The sequence below is a fragment of the Ruegeria sp. O4 genome (genome assembly GCF_056535125.1).
In genome coordinates, this window is the sequence record NZ_JBQERO010000013.1 from 43633 (window position 1) to 69282 (window position 25650).

At 56.8% G+C, this 25650-nt stretch carries 21 protein-coding genes; 12 read left to right on the forward strand and 9 right to left on the reverse strand.

The features are described from left to right. Positions 1–71 precede the first annotated feature (71 nt). The 3 genes from ACR0J7_RS14615 to ACR0J7_RS14625 all read right to left on the reverse strand — a co-directional run bounded on the left by ACR0J7_RS14615 (position 72) and on the right by ACR0J7_RS14625 (position 4116). Positions 72–473: a cupredoxin domain-containing protein gene (locus tag ACR0J7_RS14615; protein ID WP_480914722.1), complete on the reverse strand. Its 402-nt coding sequence runs from the start codon at positions 471–473 to the stop codon at positions 72–74. Positions 474–527: 54 nt separating this feature from the next. Beyond that, the gene (locus ACR0J7_RS14620; RefSeq protein ID WP_480914724.1) at positions 528–2315 is read right to left on the reverse strand and encodes a NapC/NirT family cytochrome c; all 1788 of its coding nucleotides are present in this window, start codon (positions 2313–2315) and stop codon (positions 528–530) included. A 124-nt stretch (positions 2316–2439) separates the two neighbouring features. Then, entirely contained in the window at positions 2440–4116 is a 1677-nt protein-coding gene (locus ACR0J7_RS14625; RefSeq protein WP_480484314.1) for a cytochrome D1 domain-containing protein, read from the reverse strand. A 243-nt stretch (positions 4117–4359) separates the two neighbouring features. Between ACR0J7_RS14625 and ACR0J7_RS14630 the strand changes: the two genes are divergently transcribed. Then, entirely contained in the window at positions 4360–5556 is a 1197-nt protein-coding gene (locus tag ACR0J7_RS14630) for an NnrS family protein (RefSeq protein ID WP_480914726.1), read from the forward strand. Between the two features lie 27 nt (positions 5557–5583). Here the strand turns inward: ACR0J7_RS14630 and ACR0J7_RS14635 are convergent, their stop codons facing one another. Next, positions 5584–6690 (reverse strand): Hint domain-containing protein, encoded by a 1107-nt coding sequence (locus ACR0J7_RS14635; RefSeq protein WP_480900559.1) that lies wholly within the window; start codon positions 6688–6690, stop codon positions 5584–5586. 264 nt (positions 6691–6954) lie between these two features. Between ACR0J7_RS14635 and ACR0J7_RS14640 the strand changes: the two genes are divergently transcribed. Genes ACR0J7_RS14640 through ACR0J7_RS14665 form a run of 6 tightly spaced genes read left to right on the forward strand, consistent with a single transcriptional unit; the run spans position 6955 to position 12376 of the window. After that, positions 6955–7404 (forward strand): c-type cytochrome, encoded by a 450-nt coding sequence (locus tag ACR0J7_RS14640; protein WP_209597154.1) that lies wholly within the window; start codon positions 6955–6957, stop codon positions 7402–7404. A 16-nt stretch (positions 7405–7420) separates the two neighbouring features. Next, positions 7421–8788 carry a cbb3-type cytochrome c oxidase subunit I gene (locus tag ACR0J7_RS14645; RefSeq protein ID WP_209507056.1) on the forward strand — a complete coding sequence of 456 codons (1368 nt, stop codon included), beginning with the start codon at positions 7421–7423 and terminating at the stop codon, positions 8786–8788. 8 nt (positions 8789–8796) lie between these two features. Next, positions 8797–9606, forward strand: coding sequence for an AAA family ATPase (locus ACR0J7_RS14650; protein ID WP_480774218.1), 810 nt, complete (start codon positions 8797–8799; stop codon positions 9604–9606). 9 nt (positions 9607–9615) lie between these two features. Next, on the forward strand, positions 9616–11538 hold the full coding sequence (locus ACR0J7_RS14655) for a nitric oxide reductase activation protein NorD (RefSeq protein WP_480914729.1): 1923 nt from the start codon (positions 9616–9618) through the stop codon (positions 11536–11538). Then, positions 11535–12083, forward strand: coding sequence for a cytochrome c oxidase subunit 3 (locus tag ACR0J7_RS14660; protein ID WP_480914731.1), 549 nt, complete (start codon positions 11535–11537; stop codon positions 12081–12083). The genes ACR0J7_RS14655 and ACR0J7_RS14660 overlap by 4 nt, the downstream gene beginning before the upstream one ends. Positions 12084–12088: 5 nt before the next feature. Beyond that, positions 12089–12376 (forward strand): cytochrome C oxidase subunit IV family protein, encoded by a 288-nt coding sequence (locus ACR0J7_RS14665; RefSeq protein ID WP_480914732.1) that lies wholly within the window; start codon positions 12089–12091, stop codon positions 12374–12376. Between the two features lie 53 nt (positions 12377–12429). Here the strand turns inward: ACR0J7_RS14665 and hemA are convergent, their stop codons facing one another. Next, a complete protein-coding gene (gene hemA / locus ACR0J7_RS14670) occupies positions 12430–13653 on the reverse strand; it encodes a 5-aminolevulinate synthase (protein WP_480914734.1) in 1224 nt (407 codons plus the stop codon). Between the two features lie 185 nt (positions 13654–13838). Here hemA and ACR0J7_RS14675 point away from each other — a divergent pair, with 185 nt between their 5' ends. The 3 genes from ACR0J7_RS14675 (at position 13839) to ACR0J7_RS14685 (ending at position 17110) form a co-directional block, all read left to right on the forward strand. Beyond that, positions 13839–14531 (forward strand): Crp/Fnr family transcriptional regulator, encoded by a 693-nt coding sequence (locus ACR0J7_RS14675; protein WP_267365173.1) that lies wholly within the window; start codon positions 13839–13841, stop codon positions 14529–14531. A 139-nt stretch (positions 14532–14670) separates the two neighbouring features. Next, positions 14671–15681, forward strand: coding sequence for a D-cysteine desulfhydrase family protein (locus ACR0J7_RS14680; RefSeq protein WP_480914735.1), 1011 nt, complete (start codon positions 14671–14673; stop codon positions 15679–15681). A gap of 184 nt (positions 15682–15865) precedes the next feature. Further along, a complete protein-coding gene (locus tag ACR0J7_RS14685; RefSeq protein WP_480914737.1) occupies positions 15866–17110 on the forward strand; it encodes a molybdopterin molybdotransferase MoeA in 1245 nt (414 codons plus the stop codon). Here ACR0J7_RS14685 and ACR0J7_RS14690 read toward each other — a convergent pair. From ACR0J7_RS14690 to ACR0J7_RS14705, 4 genes are all read right to left on the reverse strand, one after another. After that, positions 17107–19527 (reverse strand): GcvT family protein, encoded by a 2421-nt coding sequence (locus ACR0J7_RS14690; RefSeq protein ID WP_480914739.1) that lies wholly within the window; start codon positions 19525–19527, stop codon positions 17107–17109. The two genes, ACR0J7_RS14685 and ACR0J7_RS14690, sit on opposite strands and share 4 nt — an antisense overlap. Positions 19528–19679: 152 nt before the next feature. Next, the gene (locus ACR0J7_RS14695; RefSeq protein WP_480488707.1) at positions 19680–19919 is read right to left on the reverse strand and encodes a hypothetical protein; all 240 of its coding nucleotides are present in this window, start codon (positions 19917–19919) and stop codon (positions 19680–19682) included. A gap of 133 nt (positions 19920–20052) precedes the next feature. Beyond that, the gene (locus tag ACR0J7_RS14700) at positions 20053–21210 is read right to left on the reverse strand and encodes an aromatic ring-hydroxylating oxygenase subunit alpha (RefSeq protein ID WP_480914741.1); all 1158 of its coding nucleotides are present in this window, start codon (positions 21208–21210) and stop codon (positions 20053–20055) included. A gap of 103 nt (positions 21211–21313) precedes the next feature. Continuing rightward, positions 21314–22219: a LysR substrate-binding domain-containing protein gene (locus ACR0J7_RS14705; protein WP_480774219.1), complete on the reverse strand. Its 906-nt coding sequence runs from the start codon at positions 22217–22219 to the stop codon at positions 21314–21316. Between the two features lie 140 nt (positions 22220–22359). Here ACR0J7_RS14705 and ACR0J7_RS14710 point away from each other — a divergent pair, with 140 nt between their 5' ends. Then, positions 22360–23304, forward strand: coding sequence for a PDR/VanB family oxidoreductase (locus ACR0J7_RS14710; RefSeq protein WP_480484327.1), 945 nt, complete (start codon positions 22360–22362; stop codon positions 23302–23304). 417 nt (positions 23305–23721) lie between these two features. Continuing rightward, positions 23722–25548, forward strand: coding sequence for a BCCT family transporter (locus ACR0J7_RS14715; RefSeq protein ID WP_480484328.1), 1827 nt, complete (start codon positions 23722–23724; stop codon positions 25546–25548). The last annotated feature ends 102 nt before the right edge of the window (positions 25549–25650 follow it).

The following is a 25650-nucleotide window of genomic DNA, read 5'->3' on the forward strand; positions in this document are numbered from 1 at the left end:
CCTTGACATAAGTTAAGGAGCGCGGGATTTGCGCCCGCGCCCCTCTGTTCAGCCTATGAAAACACCCGGGATCAGGGCTCGACAGTGATCATCCCGATCATGTTCTGTGTCTCCCAATGGGGCCCGCAAAGATAATCCTGAGGGCCGGGTGTCAGGAAGGTCATTTCAACCGTTTCTTCCGGGAACAACCGGTCGCTTTCGGGTTCGCTGCCATCTTTCAGCAACACACTGTGGCTGGTGCGCTTGTCGACATTCACCCATCGGACAGTTGTACCTGCCTTTACGGTCAGTTCGAACGGGCAGAAATTGTAGTTGTACATCAAAACCACTTTGGCGTCCTCGACCGAGGCCGAGGGGTGGCCGAACAGCTCGACATAGCGCTCTTCGGCTTCGGCGCAGATCTCGGCAGTTTCATCTGACCAGGCTGGCGCGGGAAGAAGCAGCAGCGCGGGAAGAAGGCGGTGGGGTTTCATGGTCCATGTCTCCTTTCCAAAGTAATTGGGGCCGGGAGAACCGGCCCCAAACTGTTATTGCTTGACCACGTTGATAAACGCGCTGTCGTCGTCGAGCGCTAGGCTGGTATCCAGCGTTACGTGGTGGAACCGTGCGGCGGCAAAGTCATCATGGATTGCAAAACCGACCGTATAGGTTTGACCGGCCTCCAGCGGAACATCGCCGGGTGCGCCCGAGTTCAGCGGACGTGTGAAAACAACCGTCCACATGCCACCAGACAGGTTTGCCGAGGCTGCAATCTCACCATCATTGACCACCCGCTGTTCCAGCAGATAACCATTTGTGGCGCTGCCGTCCGCGTAGACACGCATCAGGTCAAGATAGGTGCCGTCAGCCAGATACTGCTCGATTTGTTCGGCGGCCTGCAACTTGTCCCAACCGCCCAAAGCCTTGCCGCCTCGACCTTTGATCTCGATCTCGGTGCGGCTTTCGCTGAGGTACTTGGTCACGGTGTCCTGAGCGGTCAGGCGACCGGAAACATCCCCGATTGCGGCAATTGCATCGGCCTCAGGCGCAAAGGGCATATAGGTGTTGTCGGCGTGGCACGACGCCCAGCACCCGACCTGATCGCCCAGTTCGATACCGGTTCCAGTGATCATCATAGCGACCTTGATCTGGTTTTCAGGATCCATTTTGCCGCCATCGACAAACGGAGCAGGGTTGTGCCCCACATCCGGCCATTGCAGACGGATGTACAGGTTTTCGTCATCATGTGCCGCCTGAACGGTTGCGTCGATCACACCGCGTTTGCCGGGGATCGGAGTGGGTTCCAACTCGCCACCGGCAACGATCTTGTTACCAATCGCATCCAGTTCCTTGGCATGACAGGTCGAACATTGATCGCCACCTTTGGTCAGCGGACGGGCCCCGCCATGGGTTTTTCCGTTCTGCACCCATTCAAACGACGCCTGGCCTGGATAGAACAGTTTCAAGTCCGCACTGGCCACCGCATTCCAGTCGATGTTGGCACCGACATCGCCGCTTTCACTGCTGGCAGGTGTTGCCGAACCATCGGTTGCAGCCGCTGCCCGCTCTTCCGCGACAGCGGCGTCAACTGCTGCCGCAATCTGGGCCTGAACGGCCTCCTGCTGGGCTTTCTTTGCAGCTTTCTCAGCCTCGGCCTCGGCAGCTTCCTTGGCTTCGATCCGTTCAAGGCTGGCAAGGTATTCTGGCGGAATTGGTCGAATGAAGGCCGGATTTGGCGCTTCAAGCTCTTCCAGATATTCGTCGGATGCGCGGTCTCGGATGTTCGAGTGTGCAATGCCCTTGTGGCAGTCGATACAGGTCTGACCGGTTTCCATTGCGTTCAGGTGCTGCTGACGTGCACGCGGACGCTGGAATTCAGGCATCATCGATTCAAAGTCATGGCAGTTTCGACATTCACGCGAGTCCGTTGATTTCATCCTCTCCCACTCATTCATGGCAAGATGAATGCGCTTGGCTTCGAATTTCTCTCGGGTGTTGATGGTGCCGACCATCTTTCCATAAAGCTCTTTCGAGGCTTTTATTTTGCGGATGATTTTGTGGGTCCAGTCCTTGGGCACGTGACAGTCCGAGCAGACCGCACCAACGCCCGACCGGTTCACGTCGTGGATCGTGCCCTGGTATTCCGCATAAACAAAATCTCGCATCTCGTGGCACGAGACACAGAATTCCTTGGTATTCGTGGCTTCCATGGCGGTGTTGAACCCACCCCAGAAGATGATGCCGGCGGCGAAAGCCGCAGCAATACCGGCCACGGGCATTCCCCACAGGAAATACCGGCGCCAGATCGGTTTTTTCTTATCCGGTTCGGAAGTCATATCCGGGCTCCGTTTTGGCTGTCTTGTCTGGCCTTGGGTGGCAGGCCGGTGAGTTTGGCGGATCTGTCAAACGAGGAAAGGGCGGGCGAGGGGCCCGCCCTTTCCGGTTTAGGTTGCGAACCCCTCAGGTGACGTGGTTCGACCGGTTGTGGACATTGAACTTGCCGGTTGGCGCGTAAAGTCCGTCAATCCGACCGATCTCTTCCAATGTCTTGGCGTCGAAGATCACAATCTGACCGTTGGGTTCCTTCGAGTCCGACAGGTTCCACTTGGAAACCCAGACCTCGGTACCATCGGCGTTGAATTCGAAGTGAACAGCGGCGCTGCCTTCGTCTTCGGTGATCTGGATGGTTTTCACGATCTCGCCGGTCTCTTTCGAGATGACCTGAACCGATTGTTGAATTTCCGGCTCGGGGTGTTTGGTCTGATCAGCCCAGATGTAATCCGAGTTCGGGTGGGTGCGGACAAACAGGCCGGGGCCGTCGGTTTCCACCTCGTAACAGGTTTTCCACGCCTGATCCGGGTGGCCTTCTGGGTCGTTGCCCCAGACTGTCACGGTACCGACACCCAGGTGGGTTGTGCCCGCCACAGGTCCGCAGTTCGGGTCAATCCAGTTCGCGCCCGGGCCGGGGTGCGGCAGGGCAGCGGTGTCGATCATAGCCTCAAGCTTGTGCGTTTCGGTATCGACAACGACCATCTTGTTCGATGCGTTTGCCGCGATCTGGAAGTACCGGCCTGTCGGGTCGAAGAACCCGTCATGCAGGAACTTGGCCGAGTTGATCTTGTCAATCCGCAAGTTGTCGAGGTCGGTGTAGTCAACCTGCCAAAGCTGACCCAGCTCTTTCACGGCAACGATCCAGGTGGGTTCGTTCGGCGTGGTGTAGATAGCGGCCACACGGGCTTCTTCCACATACTCACCATCTACGTTTGTGCCACGGGTCGAAACGACTTTGACCGGCTCCATGGTCTGCGCATCAACGATCGCAAAGTGAGGCGGCCAGTACCCACCACCGATGACGTATTTGCCGTCACCGGACACGGCGACATCGCGCGCGTCATAGGCGATCTTGACTTCCGAAACCAGCATCTTGTCCGGCGTTTGCCAGAGGTCGATCTTGGTCATCTTGCCGTCACGGCCCATTGTGTACCAGAAACGTCCAGGTGTTTCGGGTTCGGTGATGTTGTGATGTTCCGAAGCCTTCAGGACGTGCACGGCATAGCCGGTCGGAATATGCGTCAGCACTTCTTTCGTGTCACCGTCGATGACGGCAACCTTGCCCACATCGCGTTCGATGACGACAAAGAAGTTTTCCCAGTTGCGGCCGTGAAGCGGCTCGGTCGGGTAGTCTGCTTCTTCGACGTAAACCTTGCGGGTTGCCTTCATCTGTTCCAGCGACATTTCAGGCGGCTTTGGGGCCTCCATCATGATGTAGGTCGCCATATCCTTGATTTCCTGCTCGGACATGATGTCCGAGAAGTTGTTCATCCCGCCTTCAGTTCCCCAGGCGATGATTTTCTCAAGGCGTTCCTGACCCAGTTTCAGGGTGCCGCCTTCGGTTACGGTGCCGTCGGCTGCGGTCTTCTTCCAATGCGGCTCCAGGTTTTTACCGGTAGCGCCTTTGCGCAAAACCCCGTGGCAGCCTGCACATTGTTCAAAGTACAGTTGTTTCGAAGCTTCAAAGGCTTCGTCGCTAAGTGTTGGCTCGTCGGCAAAAGCTGGAGCAGCGACGCTGCCCAACAACATTGCCAATCCGACCCCAAAAGCGCGGCCGGTCTTGTTGTAGCTGATTCCAAGTGACATGATCACTCTCCATTTGCGTGGTGAGGCAATGCGGAGACTGATCCATCACGGGATTGTCATCCTTGACCAAAGTCAACGGGCGCGGCGCTAACTTTGTTCTTTGGACAAAAACCAGGTGCAGATTTCACCAATAAAACCTGTTTTTTTCACACATGTTTTTGGCGTCTTGATTTCGGTTAAGTGCCCCAATCCCGTCGGACGGTACTGCTTGTTGAACGACAAGATGGGCCATGGAGAGCAGGCATGTCATCTGCAATATCGCGCATTTTCAGCGAAGGGTTTCGGATATTTTTCCTTTCCGCCGGTCTTTATGGTGTGTTTGCCGGTGTCGCTTGGGGTATTTGGCTGGCCTCATTGGATGGGCTTTTACCTTATGACGAGCAAAGTTATGGAATGCCCCCGGTCATGTGGCATGCCCATGAGATGATTTTTGGCTATGCAACGGCGGCACTGGGTGGGTTCTTTCTGACTGCAGTTCCGAACTGGACCGGTACGCCGGAAGTGCGGGCGCGCTTTGTCACGATCGTAGCGCTGATCTGGATGGCGGGGCGGTTGGCGGTGTGGTTTTCAGGATCGCTCTCTCCGATTACCGTCGCGATTGTTGACCTGAGCTTTGTTCCGATTCTTGTCCTGAAAATTGCTAGCCAGCTGGTACGAAGGCCCAAGCCACAGAACATGATATTTCTGTATCTTCTGAGTTTGGTGTGGGTGGCCAACCTGATGGTTCATCTGGAATGGATAGGTGTCGCCGCAGACACGTTGAATACCGGGGTTCGTGCAGGGCTACTGACCTTGTGTTCAATGATAGCGATACTGGGGGGACGTATAACTCCGGCCTTTACGCGCAATGCAATGAAACGCGAGGGTGTTCCCGAGGCCCTGTGGCCGGCTTCAAACGCGGCGCTGGAAAAGGCCGTGATGGCGCTTGCCCTTGTGCTGCCGTTGTTGGTGCTGAGCTTGGGCAGTGTTTCCTTGGCGGGTATCTGCGCGTTGTTGCTGGGCGGCGCCCAGCTGATGCGCATGGCACGGTGGAGAGCGGGTTGGGCGCTGCGGCAGCCGATCCTGATTGCTCTGCACTTAGGCTTGATGATGCTGGCCCTCGGGTTGTTGCTGTGGGGGTCTGCCGTCATCGGATATGGTAATGAGATCGGCGCGCTGCACATTTTGGGGATTGGGTGCGTTGGTGGCATGACCCTTGCCGTCATGAGCCGCGCTGCCCTTGGCCACAGTGGCCGCCCCCTTGTTGCACCGTCGCCCATGGCGGTCGGATACGGGCTTATGGCGGCGGCGGCTTTGGTCCGCTGGCTGGGGTCCGGGCTAGCAGGTGGATATATGACCGCCATGCTGACGGCTGACGGGTTATGGATTGCCGCAATTGGGTTGTACCTGTTTGCCATGTGGCCAGCGCTGACGGGTCCGCGCGCAGCAAAGCACGGCTGACACGGAACCTTAAGCGCGGATTGCAGTTCAGAATATTAAGGGGCGTTCGTTCTTTACGTGGCGGGACACGAGCGCACGAGCGCGTCTTCCGTTTTCAGGTATGTGCCGCACAGACTGAGGAACGTGCCAAGGGGTCTCTAGTTCCGGAAACAGGTCGAAGATTTCTGCCCTTGCTTCTGGGGGAACGCTGGACAGAGCCTGTGCGCCGACAAAAAGGCTTTCTGACGGGGCACCTTCTGCGAAGATGATTTCATGGCGGTCGAACAATAGATGGTAATACGTGACTGACAGGGTGTCTTTTGCAACGCTGATACCGGGGCTGGCGGTAAGAATGCGCGCGGGGACCAGGATTTCCTCTGCGTCAAACATTCTGACGGCGATCCGGGATCGAACCAACATCCGGTGCTGTGGCGAAACAAGCAGGTCGCGTTTTGGCAAGTCACACCCCAAGGCCCCGGCTTTGATGAGGATTGGAAGCAGCTTGGGTTTTTTCGCCAGCTCTTCATGCGATAGGTTTCGCGTTCCGATCCAACGTATGTGTTGCGGTCCGTTGTCGGCAGTCACGACCATGTCACCCACCTTCAGATCCTCGATGGGCATCGGACCTTCTGGCGTCATGATAAGTGTTCCGGCAGTAAAGCACGGCACGTCAATGATGGCAGCCGGGTCAGTTGTGTCGGGCGCATTGGTCGGCGTGACATTCACGATGTTCATCGAGTAGGTCGTACCGGGCACAAGAGGTTCTGAGGTAATATAGCCGCCCAATACGCCGTCAACTTCGACGCGATATACAGTAATTGTGCCCCCGCCTGGTTTGGACAGAACGTAGGATTCTTCCAGGTATATTGGGCCGCTTAGAAAGGTGGTCGAACCATCGAGGGTGGTGACAGTACCGGTCTGCGTCAGGTCATCGCCGTCTTCGTCGTCAAAGCGGTCACCGTTGAAAACATCCCCTGTGTCGGCGATAGGTGGTCCGCCGCCGTTTTGAATAAAACCACCAGCTGCGTCCGTCACGCTAAACAAACGACGATCCGTGTCGGGATCAAAATTGACATCCAACGTAACCGTGTCCGGCCCAATCGTATTCACCGTGATGACACCGGGTGTATAACCGATATAAGAATAGTTCGCCATTTTTGCCCATCAATCTTTGAAACGGAATTTTCACCTTTTCTCAGGTGGTTGATTACGTCCGGTATATCAAGAAGTCGACGCGAAAGTGTTCACAATTGCCTCAGATTTCAAGGCGACCCTAAGGTCATTTCGTTATTCTCGCTGCTTGCGGATCTCTGATCTCGTTCCTGAGGATACTTTACAAGTCTTGACTTTCGTTAAGGCAGCCCTGTTACCCGCGCGTCATGTTGCCTGCACTAGCTAATCTGCGCAAAGGAGAGCGCGATGCGAGAAGTCATGACAAAGAGCATGGCTCGCAACATATTCTATGGCGGGTCACTGTTCTTCATCCTCATCTTTCTGGCTCTATCAGCCCATTCACACCTGTATATCGTCAATTCCGAAAATGCCGCGAAGCTCGACGAAAGTGTGGTTCGGGGCAAACATGTTTGGGAAAAACACGCCTGTATCAACTGCCACACGATCCTTGGCGAAGGGGCGTACTTTGCCCCTGAAGTCGGCAATGTGATGACACGTTGGGGCGTGTTGGACGACCCGGAATCGGCCTTTGAATCCCTCAAGGGCTGGATGGAGGCACAACCCACCGGCATTCCCGGTCGTCGGCAGATGCCGCAATTCAACCTCAGCGACGAAGAGATCCGGGATCTGACCAACTTCCTGATCTGGACGGACAATATCGATGCTCAGGACTGGCCGCCCAACGAGGCTGGCTGAGAAGGGGAATGGAGCAATGAAATATGAATCCCAAAAAATCGCCTATGCCTACTTTGCGGTAGCCATGGCGTTGTTCGCGATCCAGGTGATCGGCGGCCTGCTGGCCGGTCTGATCTATGTGTCGCCTAACTTCCTGAGCGAGCTTCTGCCGTTCAATATCGTGCGGATGCTGCACACCAACTCGCTGATTGTCTGGCTGATACTGGGCTTCTTCGGGGCGGCCTATTTCCTGATCCCGGAAGAGGCCGAGCGTGAAATCCATTCGCCCAAGCTGGCCTATTTGCAGCTGATCATTCTTGTGGTCGGTACGTTGGGCGTGGTTTTGACCTATGTCTTCAACCTGTTCGAAGGCAACTGGCTGCTGGGCAAAGAGGGGCGCGAGTTCCTTGAGCAACCCAAATGGGTCAAGGCCGGTATCGTCGTTGCCGCGCTGATCTTCCTTTACAACGTGTCGATGACCGTTCTGAAAGGCAAGAAGACTGCCATCACCAACATCCTGTTGTTGGGTCTGTGGGGTTTGGCGCTGCTGTTCCTGTTTGCCTTCTACAACCCGGGCAACCTGTCGCTGGACAAGCAATACTGGTGGTATGTTGTCCACCTGTGGGTCGAAGGTGTGTGGGAACTGATCATGGCGTCGATCCTGGCCTACCTGATGCTGAAGCTGACCGGTGTGGACCGTGAGGTGGTCGAAAAATGGCTTTATGTCATCGTGGCCGCTGCGCTGTTCTCGGGAATTCTTGGAACAGGTCACCACTACTATTGGATCGGCACCCCCGGTTACTGGCAGTGGATTGGGTCGATCTTCTCAAGCCTCGAGGTGATCCCGTTCTTCGCGATGATGGCCTTTGCCTTCGTCATGGTCTGGAAAGGCCGTCGTGACCATCCCAACAAGGCCGCTTTGCTGTGGTCGCTGGGCTGCGCAACGCTTGCCTTCTTCGGTGCTGGTGTCTGGGGCTTCCTGCATACGCTGCACGGGGTAAACTACTATACCCACGGCACACAGATCACTGCGGCCCACGGTCACCTGGCCTTCTACGGAGCCTATGTTTGCCTCAACCTGGCGATCTTCAGCTATGCGATGCCGATCCTCAAGAACCGTGATCCTTACAATCAGGTGCTGAACATGGGATCGTTCTGGCTGATGACCAGCGGTATGGTCTTTATGACCTTCGTGCTGACCTTCGGCGGAACCGTGCAGACGCACATGCAACGTGTGGTCGGAGATTACTTCATGGACGTACAAGACCAGATCGCAATCTTCTACTGGATGCGTCTGGGTTCCGGTATCGTCGTGGTCCTTGGCGCGCTGCTGTTCATCTACTCGATCTGGGTTCCCCGGAAAGAAGTTATTGAACCCGGCGCCGCCGAAACCCCTGCGGAGTGATGATGGATATGGATGGCTCCATAAAACTGAATGAGGGGGCGGCAAACGCCCCCTTCTACCTGCCCCAAGGCGATGAATGCGATGTGTTCACCGCGGCTTATAACAACGACTTGCCAGTTCTGCTGAAAGGTCCGACGGGCTGCGGCAAGACCCGCTTTGTGGCCCACATGGCCGCAAAACTTGGCCGCCCGCTTTATACCGTAGCCTGCCATGATGATCTGGCGGCTGCTGACCTGATTGGCCGTTATCTGCTGAAAGGCGGGGAAACCGTCTGGGTCGATGGCCCCCTGACCCGCGCAGTGCGCGAAGGCGCGATCTGCTACCTCGACGAGGTGGTCGAGGCCCGTAAGGATGTGACTGTCGTTCTGCACCCGCTGACCGATGACCGGCGCATCCTGCCAATCGACCGCACCGGCGAAGAGCTTGAGGCCGCACATGGCTTCATGCTGGTGGCGTCGTACAACCCCGGTTACCAGAATATCCTGAAAACCCTGAAACCTTCGACTCGGCAACGCTTCATCTCTTTGGAGTTTGATTTCCCGTCCGCGCAGATGGAAGCCGAAGTGGTTGCACAGGAAAGCGGTCTGCCGCTGGAACGTTGCAAGCCGCTGGTGCGGCTGGCGGGTAAGCTGCGCGGGCTCAAGGGTCAGGATCTTGAGGAAGGCGTTTCCACCCGACTGGTTGTTTATGCCGCGACACTGATCGCACAAGGAATGTCCACCGACCGTGCCATCCTTGCCGCCATGATCGAACCTCTGACAGATGACGAGGATATCAAACGCGGGCTCCTCGATCTTGTTACGGCTGTCTTTGGGTGAGGCCGGCCGATGGTCAAGATCGATTTTGAGCCATGGGAACCCGAAGAAACGATCGGGAAACTGTGGCACACCCTTGCCAGCCGCCTCGATGCACCCCTGGTGCACGATGGAGCCGCGGTCGACCTCTCTGAGGTCGCGGGGCGGCTGGCCGTCCTCTTTCGAGGGCTGGGCGGTGGTCCGGGCGTAGAATTGCGTCCGGTCTCGCCCGAGGTTTCACACCACCGTCTGGGTTGGCGTCGTCGTCTGGCGACAGAGGCAGAACTGATGCCACGCGCCTCGTTCGACGGTGAAGTTCTGCGCCTACCGGACCGGCTGGCGGTTTTTCCAGCCCGCGAAGCAAACGGCGCGCTGTATGTCTGGCTGGCCGCTGCGGCTGCCCATGCCGGAACGCGAATTGATGAAGACGATCCGCTGCGCGCCGACCTGCGCGCGCTGATCGCCGCGCAGAGAATGGTTGATGCGACGCTGGACGACGCCCCCGGCCTGCGCCCGCTATATACCGAGCTTTGCAAGGGCGTGTTGCATCAGCGCGATATCCCCAACTTGCCACCGGTTGAGGACGCAGTCGAAGAGCTGATCCGCCATAAGTTGGGCGACCCTCAACCGCTCTCGGCCAAAGCCGAGCAGCTTCTGACATTGGACGATGACCTGATCGCCCCCCGCGGCTATCAGCCTATGCGCCCGGTTCCCCTATGGCCTGAACTGCGCGCAGTTGGCTTTTCCGAACATAACGAGGTGGAAAACCCCGAAACTGAAGGTCCGCCTGAGGAATCCGGTGAGAAAACCCACCGCGCCCGTCGTCGCAAATCGGATCAGGCCGAGCGCAGCGACAGTTTCATTCTGCATAAGTTCGAAGCCATCCTCAGCTGGGCCGAGTTCCTGAACATCAACCGCCGCATCGACGATGATGATCCCGACAATGCCAAGAAAGCGGCCGATGATCAGGAAGAGATTGGCCTGGGTCAGATATCAAAAGCCCCCCCAACGCGGCTGAAGCTGCACCTTGATCTGGCACCCGAGGATGTGAACCGCGAGCGTCTGTCCGGCCGCATCCTCTATCCCGAATGGGACGTGCGCTCGGGCCGGTATCTGCCAGATCACGTCAACGTCCTGCTGTCGGATGCAGATATCCGCGACGATGCTGCCGCGTTTGGCAAGGACCCAGCCACCGCTCGCCGCATCCGCGCGGTCAAACGCCAGTTCGAGGCGCTGCGCCCCGGTCGTGTGATGACACGCGGCCATCTTGATGGTGACCAGCTGGATATCGAAGCCGCCGTGCGTGCCGAAACTGACCGCATGGCCAGTGGCGAAAGCAACGACCGCATTTGGCAACAATCCCGCCCCGAGGCGCGCGACCTGGCAGTCTCGATCCTGCTGGATGTCAGCCGTTCCACTGAAAGTGCCGTAACCGGTCGCGCCGTGATCGACATTGAACGTGAAGCCCTGGCTGCTTTGGCCTGGGGCCTGAACGCCTGCGGTGACGATTTCGCCATTCATGCCTTCAGTTCGCTGAAACGTCAGCGCGTCTATATCCAGCGATGCAAACGGTTTGATGAGCCGATGGGCGCCAAAGTTGAACAACGTATCGCATCACTGCGACCCGGTCACTACACGCGGCTTGGGGCCGCGATCCGCCACTGTTCAAAGGATCTGGCAAGTCAGACCCGCAAACGCCGCCTGTTGCTGGTGATCACCGATGGCAAACCCAATGACCTTGACCATTACGAAGGGCGTCACGGTATTGAAGACACGTGCATGGCCGTGCGTGAGGCACGCCGCGCCGGGCAATCGGTTTTTGGCGTCACCATCGACAAAACCGGCAAAAGCTGGTTCCCCCGCATGTTCGGACAGGGCGGTTTCGCTGTTATCCCAGACCCGCACCGCCTGACCATGGCGTTGCCGCAAATATATCGCCAATTGGTCGGTGCATGAGCGAAACCTCCTTCATCGACGAGCTTCCGGGCGAATTGCTGATGTGGGTTCTGATTATTAGTGAGCTGCTGGTTTTTGGTGCCGGGCTGATCGCGTTCATGGGCGTTCGCCTGACAGACCCTGCAGGCTTTGCCGAGGCGCAATCGCATCTTTATCGAACAGGTGCAGCCTTTAACACTGCAATACTGGTCACATCTGGCTACCTGGCCGCGCAGGCCCTGAACTGGCGCCGCGCAGCATTCCGGTTCAAGGCCAGGCTTGCCCTGACAGGCGCGGCCGTACTTGGGATCGCATTCCTGATTATCAAAAGCGTGGAATATGCTGGAAAGGCGGGGCAGGGCATTACCTATGAAACCCACCCGTTTTTCATGTTCTACTACCTGCTGACAGGATTTCACGCGGCGCATGTTCTGGCCGGGGTGTGTATCCTGTTGCTGGTCGCGTGGCGCGATGATCCTCGTAACATCGAGGCGGGCGCACAGTTCTGGCACATGGTTGACCTGGTCTGGATCCTGCTGTTTCCCGTTATTTATCTTCTGGGATAACCAAGATGTCGGCAATTTCATCTTTTGCTAAATACTCCCTCCGGAGGCGTCCGAACTCACTCACCAGCGCATGGCTGGCGCTTTTGGCGCTCAGTCTGGCCTCAACGCTATTGACCCTGATGAAAACGCCTGGAGAACTCATTGCAGGTGGTATCCTGCTCCTTGCCCTGATCAAAGCCCGTGTGATCCTGGCCCGATATCTGGACCTGGCTGAAAGCCCGGGCTGGCTGCGGGGTTTCACCATGGTTCTGACGGGGTTCTCTGCTGTGATCTTCGCACTTTACCTGATCTGAAAAAAGCCGCCCCTAAAAGGGACGGCAGGTTACCAAGCAAAGGGACGCTTAGGTTATTGTGCGGCCATTGGCATCCGCGCGATCTGACAGCGCTGCCACAGCGCCGACAAGGCGCCCACCAGATGATCGATATCCTCATCCGTATGAACGGGTGACGGCGTGATCCGCAGGCGCTCGGTTCCTTTGGGAACTGTAGGATAGTTGATCGGCTGAATGTAGATGCCAAACTCCTCAAGCAGGGTGTCCGAAATGAATTTACACTTCACAGGGTCGCCAACCATCACCGGGATGATATGGCTGGGGTTGGGCAAATGCGGAATGCCCTCGGCATCCAATCGGGCGCGTACCTGCGCCACGCGGGTTTTTTGCAAGTCACGCTCTGCACTTGAATGCTTCAAATGCCGGATCGATGCGGCAGCGCCGGCTGCAATCGATGGGGGTAGGGCAGTGGTGAAGATGAAGCCACTGGCAAAGCTGCGGACAAAATCACACAGCGCGGCTGAGGCCGCGATATACCCACCAACCACGCCGAACGCTTTGCCCAATGTACCTTCGATGACCGTCAGGCGATCCATCAATCCATCGCGTTCAGCAATCCCGCCACCACGCGGGCCGTAAAGGCCGACGGCATGAACCTCGTCCAGATAGGTCATCGCGCCGTACTTGTCCGCCAGATCGCAGATTTCCTTGATGGGGGCGATATCGCCATCCATGGAATAAACCGATTCAAAGGCGATCATCTTGGGTGTGTTGGGATCAGCTGCGGCCAGTTTGGCGTCCAAATCCGCCAGGTCATTATGTTTCCAAATCACCTTCTGGGCACGCGAATGCCGGATACCTTCGATCATCGAGGCGTGGTTGAGCGCATCAGAAAACACGATCAGCCCGGGAATTCGCGCGGCCAATGTCCCCAAAGCAGCCCAGTTCGACACATATCCTGAGGTGAACAGCAACGCCGCTTCTTTCCCGTGCAGATCGGCCAGCTCTGCCTCAAGCAGAACGTGATCATGCGTGGTGCCCGAGATATTGCGCGTACCGCCAGCGCCTGCTCCACAGCGATCCAGAGCGTCGTGCATGGCAGAGATCACCGAAGGGTGCTGACCCATGCCCAGATAGTCATTTGAGCACCAGATCCGCACATCCCGCTGAACCGGCCCGTCGGTTTGACGCGCGTTCGGAAACGCGCCACGACGGCGTTGCAGGTCGATGAAAATCCGGTAGTTGCCTTCGTCTTTCAAAGTGTCGAGGCTCTGGCTGAAAAATTGCTCGAAGTCCATCTGGCGTGCTCCCCGGATAACTGAAATTTCGTTGAACCTATGCCAGTGGCGCCCGCCCTTACATGACAATAGTCAAGTTGGAGACCGAGAAAAGGGTGGCACCCCCGCGCTGGCTTTGGCATAGCATGTCTCGGGGTTGATCATCCGGGGGTGTTCCCGGAGCGGACGAATAAGGGGCTGCCTTCTTGTCACACGAGGCACAAAAGATAATTGCGCGGCAGTCACTGCTCTTGCGAAGCCTGCCAGAGCAACATGTCGATACTCTGCTGCGTCAGGCCGTCTGGCGGCAATACGACCGGGGCGAGACGATCTTTCTGCAAGAGGAAGAGGCCAAGGCCGTACATGTTGTACTGGCTGGTTGGGTCAAGCTGTTTCGCATTTCCCCGACCGGTGCCGAAGCCGTGGTGAGCGTTTTCACGCGCGGTGAAAGCTTTGGCGAAGCCGTTGCGCTGCGCAATGTGCGCTATCCCGTTTCGGCCGAGGCGGTATCCCCCTGCGAGATCATGCACATCCCAAGTCCGGTGCTGCTGTCGCTGATGAAGCAAGATCCGGAAATTTGCGTGTCCATTCTGGCGGCCACATTCACGCATCTGCATTCCCTGGTGGCGCAGCTCGAACAGCTAAAAGCCCAGACCGGTGCGCAGCGTGTCGCGGAATTCCTGCTGAACCTGTGTGATTGCGATGCCGGCCAGTGCGAAGTTGAACTGCCGTATGACAAGATGCTGATCGCCGGGCGTCTGGGGATGAAACCCGAAAGCCTGAGCCGCGCTTTTTCGAGGTTGAAACCAGTCGGGGTTAAGATCAACCGAAACCACGCGGAAATTGCAGATATGGATGTATTACGGAATTACGCGGAAAGCGACCCGAGCGAGAAATAGAGCCGCGTGGCCGTTGCTCTGTGCAGTAAACTGGCCATTCCCGGTCTGCGATCTTTCCGGCAATCACTATCCTTCCTATTCTTGCTGGACATGCCCTATCGGGCGCGATCCTGAGTGGGTGAGTTGATGGAACACAGACATGACGATTGAACAGCTACTGGTCGGTTTTCCCCGCGCGAGACTGATGACAGCTGCTACACCGATCGAACGGCTCGACCGTCTGTCCGACCAGCTTGGTCTGGATCTGTGGATCAAGCGGGATGATCTGACAGGGTTGAGCTTTGGCGGCAACAAGACCCGACAGCTTGAATTCTATATGGGCGAGGCACAAAAACAGGGGGCAGATACCATTCTGATCACCGGCGCTGTGCAATCCAATTTCGTGCGCACGGCTGCCATGGCTGCATCGAAGCTTGGGATGGAGGCCGTGCTTCAATTGGAAGAGCGTGTGCCGGATATGGGAGAACATTATTATTCCTCGGGAAATGTACTTCTGGCCCGGCTTCTGGGTGCCGAGCACATGCAGTACGATACCGGAGAAGACGAGGCCGGGGCCGACAATGCCCTTCACGCGCGGGCAGATCAGCTGATCGCTGAGGGCCGAAAACCATATGTAATTCACTTGGGCATCGATCATCCGCCCTTGGGGGCGTTAGGTTATGTGGCCGGGGCTGCCGAACTACTGGATCAGATCGCCGATTTCGACGTGGCGGTGGTGCCATCCGGCAGCGGTTCGACCCACGGCGGGTTTTTGGCCGGGCTGCGGCTGGCTGGCAACACGGCACCTGTTTATGGCATCTGCGTTCGCCGCGACCGCCACCAGCAACATGCGCGGTTGCAAAAGGTATTGGAACGGTTGGCGGGTATGATGAAGTTTGACCCGGCTCTGGTCATGAATGACATCCTCACATGGGACGGCACATTGCCCCCTGGATACGGGCGGATAGGTCCGTCCACACGGAGGGCGCTTGAACAGATGGCGCGTGCCGAGGGTGTTTTTCTTGATCCGGTCTACTCGGCCAAAACCTTTGCAGGTTTGTTGGAATTACTTGAAAACGGCACAATTCAACAGGGCCAGAAAGTTGTGCTGTTGCATACGGGTGGGCAACCCGCGCTGTTCGCATATCAGGAAGAGCTGTTCCCGGCCTGAGAGCCATCCGGGAAGCCACTGTAGCGGAAGTCGCGCTTGGCCAGCCAACTCGTCGTTTCGAAGCGCGCGACGCGGTTTCACGTGACCTATGTCAATGACAGTACCGCGGATGTCGTGTCGGTTGAGCGAGCCTAGCCCACCTTAGAATGGATGGAAGGCATGTTCGCAGAGTTGGAGGCTGGATATGGCTGATGGATGCGGCTGTGATCGACACGCGCATATGTATCTGAGCGTGGATGAGGCCCTGCGCCGGGGCCTGTCCGCTGCTGATCCGATCACAGAAACGGAAACGCTGCCTTTGGCCGCTGCAATTGGGCGAGTATTGGCCTGCGACTGTTTCAGCAAGGTCGATATGCCCGCTTTCGACAATTCGGCAATGGATGGCTATGCGGTTCGAACAGCCGATCTTGGCGATACCGACCTGTTCCAGATGCCGGTGGCGGGTCGCATCGCGGCGGGGGACAGCGGATCTCATGCTGCACCTGTGGGTAGCGCGCTGAGGATTTTTACCGGAGCGCCCGTTCCCTCTGATTACGACGCCATCGTCATGCAGGAAGATTGTGATTTTGTGGAGGGACAAATTCGCTTCAGCCGCCGTCCAAAGCCCGGGCAACATATCCGGCGTGCCGGTGAAGACCTTCGTGCCGGAGCGCCGATCCTGCGGCTCGGCTGCGAGATTGGCCCGCGTGAGGTGGCAGCCCTTGCTTCCGCCGGGTATGGCGAGGTCGTGGTCCTCCGCAAGCTGAAGGTTTCGATCTTTTCAACCGGCAGTGAGTTGCGCCAACCGGGTGAGCCCCTTGGGCCGGGGCAGATCTATAACTCGAACCGTTACATGCTGCTTGCGCTGTTGCAGAAACCCTGGATTGACCTCACGGACCGGGGGCAGGTCGAAGATGACCCCGAGCTTTTGAAACAGGTCTTGCTGGACGCGACTGAAACCTCTGACCTGATTATTACAACCGGTGGTGTTTCTGTCGGCGATGAAGATCATATGCCGCGTCTGTTCACCGAGATCGGTGGCGTGACGGATGTGATGAAAGTCGCAATGAAACCGGGCAAGCCCATCATGTTCGGTCGGCGTGGCCGTGCGCTTTACATCGGTCTGCCGGGTAACCCGGTTTCTGCTTTTTTGACCTGGCAAATTATCGGATCGCAGATGATGGCGCGCCGCGCCGGTCTGCACCACACACCGCAGGCAGCCGTGCAGGCAGTTCTGTCGGAACCTTTGTACCGTACCGCAGGCCGACAAGAATATCGCCCGGTTCAGATTGACGGTTACACACCGGACGGACGGCCCCGATTGCGTCTGATGGAGCCGTCCTACAGTGGCCGCGTTGCTTTGCTTGCACAAGCGGATGGATTGGCGATCATCCCGGCAGAGGTGACGGAATATCCCGAAGGGCAACGCCTTGAGCTATTGCGGTTTTAAGCCCTAAGCGCTTTTCCTGCGGCATCAAAGGGCGGTTCATGCAGGATTGTGGCCCTGTGTGGGCGCCCCAGAACCATAACCTCGACCTCATCACCTGGCTGGGCATTTTTCACATATCCCAAGGCCAACGACATTCCGACGGTGTAGCCATAGGTGCCCGAGGTCACCCGGCCGATCCCTTCACCGTTCTTGAAGATCGGCTCGCCACCGGTCGCGTCGGCGTTAGATGCTGTCACATCCGCTTCGTTCAGGTGCAGGATCACCAGGTGTTCCCGAGCCGGGTTCTGCAATACTTTCTGCGCAGCCGCCTTGTTGAGGAAGTCCTTTTCGAATTTGCAGAGACGATCAAGACCAACTTCCTGCGGCCAGTACTCCGGGCTGTATTCGCGGCTCCAAGACCCATAGCCCTTTTCGACCCGCATAGACATCAGTGCCCGGCTGCCAACAGGGCCAGCCCCGAACTCTTTTCCTGCCTCAAGCAAGGCATTGTAAAGCCGGGCCTGATCTTGGGTGTCGCAATGCAGCTCCCACCCCAGATCGCCAGTAAAGGAGACGCGCAGGGCAAGGACCTGGACTCCCGCCAGCTCGATCTTGGCGGACCGCATGAACGGGAAATCTTCGGTTGCCAGCGATGTGTTGGTCAGACGTTGCAGGATGTTGCGGGACTTGGGGCCGGCCACGTTAAAGCCGCACATCGCTTCGGTTTTGCTTTCGAAAGCGGTGCCTTCAGGCAGCGGAACCTGTTTGAAAAAGCGTTTGTGATACCGCTCTGCCATGCCTGAGCTGATCACCCAGAACTCGTCATCAGCCACGCGGGTAACGGTAAAGTCGCCTGCAATACCGCCGCGCTTTGAAATCAGTGGGGTCAGACAGGACCGACCAACGGTTTTGGGCATGGTGTTGGCAAAGACGGCGTTCAGCCAGTCTGCCGCACCCGGACCCTTGCAGACATATTTGGCGAAATTCGAGATATCGATGATCCCGGCACGGTCGCGCAACATCCTGCATTCCTCGCCCACCGGTCCCCACCAGTTCTGACGGGTAAAGCCATTGGTGTCTTTGGTGCCGGGCGTTGCGGCAAACCACAGCGGATGTTCCCAACCGGCGTTCAGGCCAAAAACCGCGCCCATGGCTTTCTGCGCCTCATAGATCGGGCGAACCCGTGCCGGACGACCGGCGCTGCGTTCTTCATTGGGGAAATGGATCGCGAACCGATGACTGTACTGATCCGCCACGCGCGCTTTGGTGAATGCCTTGGTGGCCCAGCTGTCAAAACGCGCCAGATCCCAGGCAAACATGTCGTATTCCGTTTCACCCTCGATGATCCACTGCGCCGCCATCAGGCCCATGCCGCCCGATTGCGAGAAGCCGGGGATGATCCCGTTGCAGCAGAAATAGCCGTCGACCTCGGGCACCGGCCCCATCAGAACGTTTGAATCCGGCGACCAGATCATCGGGCCGTTGATGACACGCTTGATCCCGGCTTCACCAACCGCAGGCAGGCGTTCGATGGCGTTCATCATGTTCTCTTCGATCCGTTCCAGATCATCAGGGAACAGATCGTGGGCAAAATCCAGCGGCGTGCCTTCTTCGGCCCAGAACCTCATATCTTTCTCATAAGCGCCGACCAGCAGGCCGTTGCCTTCCTGACGCAGGTAATACTCGCCATCCCGGTCTGACACAGACGGCAGGCGGGTGCCGTGGCTTTTCACATCCGCCATGGATTCGGTTACGAAATACTGGTGCTCTGTAGGTTGCAGCGGCAGTTCGATTCCAGCCAGTGCAGCAACCTCGCGCCCCCACAGGCCCGCTGCGTTCACCACCCAGCGTGTCCTGATGTCACCTTTTGGCGTTCTGACGATCCAACTACCATCCTCCTGCTGCTCGGTTGCGGTGACCGGAGTGAAACGGTGAATCTGCGCCCCACGTTGACGTGCGCCGACCGCATAGGCATTGGTCACGCCCGACGGGTCCACATTGCCGCCATCGGGTTCGAACATCACGCAACGGATGCCCTCGTAATTGACCAGCGGGTTCAGCTTCTGGGCTTCCTCGATGCTGATCTCATAGAAATTCATGCCATACAGCTTGGCCTTTGCGGCCTGTAGCTTCAGCTGATGTTCGCGTTCTTCTGTCTGGGCCAAGTATAACGAGCCGGGCTGGAATACTCCGCAGCTTTGACCGGTTTCAGCTTCCAGCGCTTTATACAGGCTCATCGTGTAATGTTGGATGCGGCTGATATTGGTACTGTCGTGCAATCCGTGAATGTTGGCGGCTGCGTGCCAGGTTGACCCCGAGGTCAGCTCGTCCCGCTCTAACAGAACAACATCCGACCATCCCAGTTTGGTCAAATGATACAGGATCGAGCACCCGATCACTCCCCCGCCGATGACCACGGCCTGAGCTTCGTTTCGCATTTTGGCTATCTCGCGCGTTTTCGTTCGCGCCTGTTCTTTCATGAAGACTGGCCCATCGACAATGTCGACAAAATTCGAGATCGAATGAAGTCAGCTAAACTCAAACTTTGAAAATTGCCTAGCGTCGCGGTACGCTTAAGCAAATGAGCTCGTCAGAACGTCAATCGGTGTGCGCGGCCACGTTCAAACAACTTCAGGTTCAACTCATCTGCCTCCGGCGCGCCGTATTCCAGCGCAAACACAAATGCGTGGGTCAGATAGAAGCACGCGGCTTCATGATGCTGGCGCTCTTCGGCGAGAATCGCCGCTTGGTGATACAGCCGGATCAATGCGGGTACATCTTTTTCCGCATGGGCCCGCAAGAGGTGTTTGTCGAGTTCGTCCAGATCCACTGTGACCCTTTCAGCGAATTCACCGGCTGTCCACTAGGAGACAAAAGACGCAACGCCGTCCCGTCTGCTGTTGTTACAACCGATCCGCGATCTGGTCAGAAGGGCCTGACCAGATCAACATTTTCAGGATTGCTTACACTTCAGCGCGGGCTTTTTCGATTTGCGTGGCCACCCAATGATGAAAACAATGGGTCGGGCCGTCCATCGCGGGCGAGAAACGGCCGCCATCGAATTTCACGCCGTGACGGCCTTTCTGCATGCCTTCAACCACAAAGACGTCTTCCTCGAACACTGTTTTCCACAGTTGCGCATTCTTGGCACGCAGCGCTTCGTGTTCGGGTGCGTCTTCGGGTTTTTTGGCGTAGTAGAGCTCAATCCGTTCGTTCGAACGCTCATGCGTGATCGGATCGATGAGGAAGGCAAAGCTGTGGTCACGCTGAACACCCAGCAGGGTATTCGGGTAAACGACGATATATTCCGCGCCGTCATTCCACTGCTCACTCAGATTCTCGAAATCATCCAGCTTTTCGCCATCGTGACCCTCGAACTGGCGGTAGACATAGGTGCCCTGACCCGAATATTTGCCCAGTTCGTTGATGTTGTAGTGGTCTTCCAGACGCGAATAGCTGTTCAGGCCGGGATGAACCCAGGGCAGGTGATAGCTTTCGCAGTAGTTCTCAACAGCCAGTTTCCAGTTCGAGTTCAACTCAAGATAAACCGATGCGCCAGCGCCACCGTGATACATCGGTTGATCGAATTCTTTCCAGCGTTCCATCAACTCGCCATGGACATCTTCGAATTCCGGCGCGTCGCCGCTGACATTGACAAAGACAACATCCCGCCAGACATACGAGCGGATGCGGATAAGGCCCAACTCGGCGAAGTCCAGATCCTCATGGGTGTTCTGCCCAGGGCCACCGACATGAGGGGCAGTCCGCAATTCACCATTCAGGCCGTAGCACCAGCTGTGATAGGGGCAGCGGATCGCGCCGCGGATTTTTTGCGGCTTGTCGACCAAAATCATGCCGCGATGACGACAGGTGTTCTGGAACACGCCGATCTGACCGTCGCGATCACGAACCATCAACAGCGGCACACCGAGGAAATCGATCGGATATGCATCTCCCGCCTCGGGAATGTCTTTGCCAAAGCCGATGCCGGACCAGTTCGCAAACAAGACCGCATCCCGTTCTTCGGCAAAAACTGCGGGATCAATATAATGCTCGTTCGGCAGACCCTTTGCGGTGTTTACCGGTGTCAGAACAGACGAAAGCGGTGCGTGCTTGTTCATCGGCCACTCCTGAGTGATTTTGAATGAGTTTATCGCTGCATCCATTGGCGGCTGAGGCCGCCCACGTTCAATACTAAAAAACCTAATGGCAAATTGAGGCAGGCTAAACCGAACCTTCAGACAGTTCGTTGAGCAACCAATTCTTGAGAGCCAGCGCCCCTTCCGAAAGCTGATCGTCCGGGCGACCGACAAGATAGAAGTTGTCCGGGGCGGGCAGGCTGAATTCCTCCAGCGCAACGAGTTTCCCCGAAGCCAGCATGGGCTGGACCAGACGTTTCCATCCCAGCGCAAGGCCCGCCCCTTTACGCGCCACCTGAAGGGCAAGCGCATAGCTGTTCACCCGCGATTCCACGGGAACAACTCCAGAAAACCCGAGGTCGTGGAACCAGGATGACCAGGTCGTCCAGGTGCTGTCCTGAGTTTCGAGATGGATCAGCCGCCGCTGCACGAGGTCTTCAAGGCTGGCCCCTTTAAGGTCCGCGGCCATCTGGGGGCTGCAAACGGGTGTCAGGATATCGCGATACAGTTTCGTGTGCGTGAGTTGCGCGTTGGCGTCCCGGCCATAGCGGATGAACAGGTCGATATCCGGCCGGTCCGTGAAGGCCTTGTCCTGCGCCATCTGGTTCACTTTCACGTGCGGAAAATCCTGCCAGAACCGGATGACAGACGGCGACAGCCAAAGTGCGGCGACGGCAGTGGTTGACCCAACGGTTACGTGGTTTTCGGAATCATTGCTGCGAATCTTTTCAAGCACCTTTGAAATCTGCCGGAACGAAGTGCCGAGTGCCTCAAACAGGTCTTGCCCATCCTCGGTCAGTTCCACGCCGCGGTGTTTCCGGACAAAAAGTGCCGCGCCCAGCTCGCTTTCCAGCGCCTTTATCTGATGACTGACGGCACCCGGCGTCACGGAAAGCTCGCTTGCGGCTTCTTTGAAACTGAGATGCCGAGCGGCGGCTTCAAAGGCCGATAGTGTCGTAAGTGGAGGAAGGTTGTAGTGGCGTCGAGACATGGAGATTTGTTGGCTTTCGAACTCTGGGTGAGCTCAATTCACCCGAATGTTAGAAATTTTGCAATTGAAATCTATCTTTTTTCCTGTTGTTTGCTGAACGACGCAGAATGTACGCCACGTGAGACCGAACAGGACAAGTTATGGATACTCAAGTTGCCCGCCTTGTGCGAAAAACACCACTCAGCCCCGACACCTCTGATTTCTGCTTCGAGATCGAAAGCGGGCGCTTCACCAGCCTTGAGCCCGGGGCGCATGTGGACATCCATCTTGAAGACGGTCTGATACGGCAATACTCGCTGTGGAGCTGGAGCCAGGATGGACGCCTGATCAACGTGGCCGTCAAACGCGAAGACGAAGGGCGAGGCGGGTCACTGGCGATGCATGACCTGCAAGAGGGCGTGACCGTGGAAATCGGCGGTCCCCGCAACCATTTCAAACTCGAAAGCCATGATCGACACGTCACTTTGATCGCTGGCGGTATCGGGGCCACACCATTGGTTGCAATGGCACGTGAGTTGCTGAACCGAGGGCAGGATTTTCGTGTCTACTATCTTGTTCGATCGAAAGAATACGCGGCGATGGATGCGCAATTCCGGGCGCTTGGACTGGATGAATGGTATCATTTGCATTGTGATAACACAGACGGGCTATTCGATCTGAGATCGGTCATGCAATCGATGCCGATGGGCGCAGACGTTTATACCTGCGGCCCGGAACCGATGCTGAATGCGGTACTGGAAGCGGGTGCCTTGCTGCGTGGCGGCGCGATACACTTTGAACGGTTCGCCGCCGCGTCGGACATTGAACATGCCCCGAACGCCGATTTCCAGATCGAGATCCAGTCGACCGGCGCGGTCTATCCCGTTGGAAAGGACCAATCTATTCTGGAGGTTTTGCAGGCCAATGGTGTGCAGGTTGATTTCGGCTGCTCCGAAGGGCTTTGCGGAACCTGTATCGTTGATGTCGTTTCCGGCGAAGTTGATCATCGCGACGGTATACTTACTCCGCAAGAGCAGGAAACGCATGAGTTCCTGTGCACATGCGTTTCGCGGGCCAAGTCGGATAAATTGGTATTGAAACTGTAGAAGGAACCACAATCACGCCCTTTACTTGTTCTCGCTAACACATGTTTCGAGTAACCGAGTGCGTCGTTTCGAGTAGCATAAGGGTCGGATTCTTGGGTGAGCTGCCCTAACCTCTGTCATAGGTTTTCCCGAATTGAAGGGCGCAACCACTTCTTGCGAAGCTGCTACCAGGTTCAACGGCAGACAGACTTGCCACAACGAACCAACAGCTTTTGCAAGCGAACACAATCTGGGAGGAAAAGAGCGGTGGGCGATCCCACATGGTGTGTGGTCTTCCCCGTAAGTCTCAGCTGAGTTGCAGTCAACTCGCTGATCGTTTGGTGCATTGGGCATGTTTGTTTACGCCGTCCCGCGCGGTGCACCCCAAGCAGAAATCAAAAGAACAAGAAACGGCGAACACACGGAGGAAAACGCAATATGTCGATACCCGATCCATTCACGGACGTTGAGATAAAGACGGCGGATGCCGGTTTTTATGAAAACTACAGCGTCCCAATTGCCCTGATCAGCAAGGCCATCATGGTTGCGCTGGTTTTGTGGGCACTAGTATTCCCTGCAAATGCAAACGGCACGCTTGGCAGCCTGAACGGGCGGCTGCTCGAGCTTTTCAACAGCTTCTACATTGTCATTGTCGGGTTGTTCCTCGTTTTTCTGGCCGTTGTCGCCGCTATTCCGTCCACGGGTCGCCGTGTGATGGGAACACCCGGTGAAAAGCCCGAGTTTTCGAACTTCTCATGGTTCTCCATGATGTTCGGCGCCGGCCTGGGTGTTGGTCTGATGGTTTTTGCAACCGCAGAACCGTTGGGGCTGTGGGGTTCGAACCCCGAAATCGTATCCGAGGCGGTCGTTGGAAATACACCCGAAGCACTGCAGTCGGCTTACCGCTATACCTTCTTGCACTACGGGTTTCACGCTTGGGCCATCTATGTGGTGACCGGTTTGTCGCTGGCATATTACGCTTATACCCGCGACATGCCTCTCACCATCCGTTCGGCGCTGACGCCTCTGTTTGGCCGCTTCGTCAATGGTTTCTTCGGCCATGTGGTTGACGTACTTGGCGTTGTTGCAACGATCCTCGGTGTTTCCGTCACCATCGGCTATGGTGTCAGCCAGTTCATCGACGGGCTTTATGCCATCACCGGTATGGAGTGGGTCATGGATCTGGGTGGTGAAGTTCCAACCCCCAGCAAAGTGGGTCTGATCACCGGTCTGGTCGTCATCATGTGCCTGTCGATTATTTCGGCCGTATCAGGCGTTGGTCGTGGTGTTAAATACCTGTCGAACCTGAACCTCGTATTGTCGATCATCCTGTTGGGCACGTTTGTTGTTTTCGGCTCGTTCGTCTTTGCTATGACCACTTATGGCACTGCAATGGTCGACTATATCCTGCATATCCTGTCGCTCAGCTTTAACGCCTATGGTCCACTGTCAGTTGAAGCCTTCGCTGCGGCTTTGCCTGCCGAAGCACAAGCCCATGCCAATGATCTGATGGGCGGAGCTACCAATGCGTGGGGCAGTTTTGACGGTTTCAAGAGTGGCCTGGAAGGGGCAGCAGCAGAGTTGGATGAAGCAACCCTGGCAGCCGTTTATGCGGCGGGTGAGCAGGGGCGTCAGTTCGGCTGGCAGTCGGGTTGGACCACGTTCTACTGGGCCTGGTGGATCGCGTTCTCGCCCTTCGTGGGCCTGTTCCTCGCGCGCATATCGAAAGGACGCTCTGTCCGCGAGTTCATCGTAGGCTGTGTGTTCGCCCCGGCTTTGGTGTGCTTTGCATGGATGACCGTTCTGGGAGGAACTGCGATTGATCTGGAACTGGCAGGCGCCGCAGAAGGTGCAATCATCGGTGCATCGAACACCAACAAGCTGTTCGTGACACTATCTTACATGATTGACGGTGGTCTGCTGTCAATGCTGAACGTGATGTGCGTGATCCTGATCATGACATTCCTCGTCACGTCGGCAGACTCGGGCATTCTGGTGATGAACACCATCATGTCGGGTGGCAGCCAGGAGACGGGCATCAAGCACCGCATCATCTGGGGTGTCATCCTGACGGCTGTGATCGGCGCGCTGATCCTCGCAGCCGGTGAAAACAACCCGATGGATGCGCTGCGAAACGCGATGATCATCGGTGCATTGCCCTTTACTGCTGTGATGGGTCTGATGTGTATTGCTCTGGCCAAAGCTTTGTTCCGCGACAGCCAGCGTGACAAACACGCCGCTACAGGTGCACAAGCCGCCGAATAAAGCGAAAGCTTAGTTTATGACTTGATCAGGCCGCCCGGAAATGGGCGGCCTGATTTCATTTTGCGCAGACACTGGCCACGACCCTCAAACAACGGAAAAGTG

Coding starts and splice junctions, on each gene's coding strand:
- ACR0J7_RS14615 (WP_480914722.1), bottom strand. CDS start 473: ATGAAACCCCACCGCCTTCTTCCCGCGCTGCTGCTTCTTCCCGCGCCA.
- ACR0J7_RS14620 (WP_480914724.1), bottom strand. CDS start 2,315: ATGACTTCCGAACCGGATAAGAAAAAACCGATCTGGCGCCGGTATTTC.
- ACR0J7_RS14625 (WP_480484314.1), bottom strand. CDS start 4,116: ATGTCACTTGGAATCAGCTACAACAAGACCGGCCGCGCTTTTGGGGTC.
- ACR0J7_RS14630 (WP_480914726.1), top strand. CDS start 4,360: ATGTCATCTGCAATATCGCGCATTTTCAGCGAAGGGTTTCGGATATTT.
- ACR0J7_RS14635 (WP_480900559.1), bottom strand. CDS start 6,690: ATGGCGAACTATTCTTATATCGGTTATACACCCGGTGTCATCACGGTG.
- ACR0J7_RS14640 (WP_209597154.1), top strand. CDS start 6,955: ATGCGAGAAGTCATGACAAAGAGCATGGCTCGCAACATATTCTATGGC.
- ACR0J7_RS14645 (WP_209507056.1), top strand. CDS start 7,421: ATGAAATATGAATCCCAAAAAATCGCCTATGCCTACTTTGCGGTAGCC.
- ACR0J7_RS14650 (WP_480774218.1), top strand. CDS start 8,797: ATGGATGGCTCCATAAAACTGAATGAGGGGGCGGCAAACGCCCCCTTC.
- ACR0J7_RS14655 (WP_480914729.1), top strand. CDS start 9,616: ATGGTCAAGATCGATTTTGAGCCATGGGAACCCGAAGAAACGATCGGG.
- ACR0J7_RS14660 (WP_480914731.1), top strand. CDS start 11,535: ATGAGCGAAACCTCCTTCATCGACGAGCTTCCGGGCGAATTGCTGATG.
- ACR0J7_RS14665 (WP_480914732.1), top strand. CDS start 12,089: ATGTCGGCAATTTCATCTTTTGCTAAATACTCCCTCCGGAGGCGTCCG.
- hemA (WP_480914734.1), bottom strand. CDS start 13,653: ATGGACTTCGAGCAATTTTTCAGCCAGAGCCTCGACACTTTGAAAGAC.
- ACR0J7_RS14680 (WP_480914735.1), top strand. CDS start 14,671: ATGACGATTGAACAGCTACTGGTCGGTTTTCCCCGCGCGAGACTGATG.
- ACR0J7_RS14685 (WP_480914737.1), top strand. CDS start 15,866: ATGGCTGATGGATGCGGCTGTGATCGACACGCGCATATGTATCTGAGC.
- ACR0J7_RS14690 (WP_480914739.1), bottom strand. CDS start 19,527: ATGCGAAACGAAGCTCAGGCCGTGGTCATCGGCGGGGGAGTGATCGGG.
- ACR0J7_RS14700 (WP_480914741.1), bottom strand. CDS start 21,210: ATGAACAAGCACGCACCGCTTTCGTCTGTTCTGACACCGGTAAACACC.
- ACR0J7_RS14705 (WP_480774219.1), bottom strand. CDS start 22,219: ATGTCTCGACGCCACTACAACCTTCCTCCACTTACGACACTATCGGCC.
- ACR0J7_RS14710 (WP_480484327.1), top strand. CDS start 22,360: ATGGATACTCAAGTTGCCCGCCTTGTGCGAAAAACACCACTCAGCCCC.
- ACR0J7_RS14715 (WP_480484328.1), top strand. CDS start 23,722: ATGTCGATACCCGATCCATTCACGGACGTTGAGATAAAGACGGCGGAT.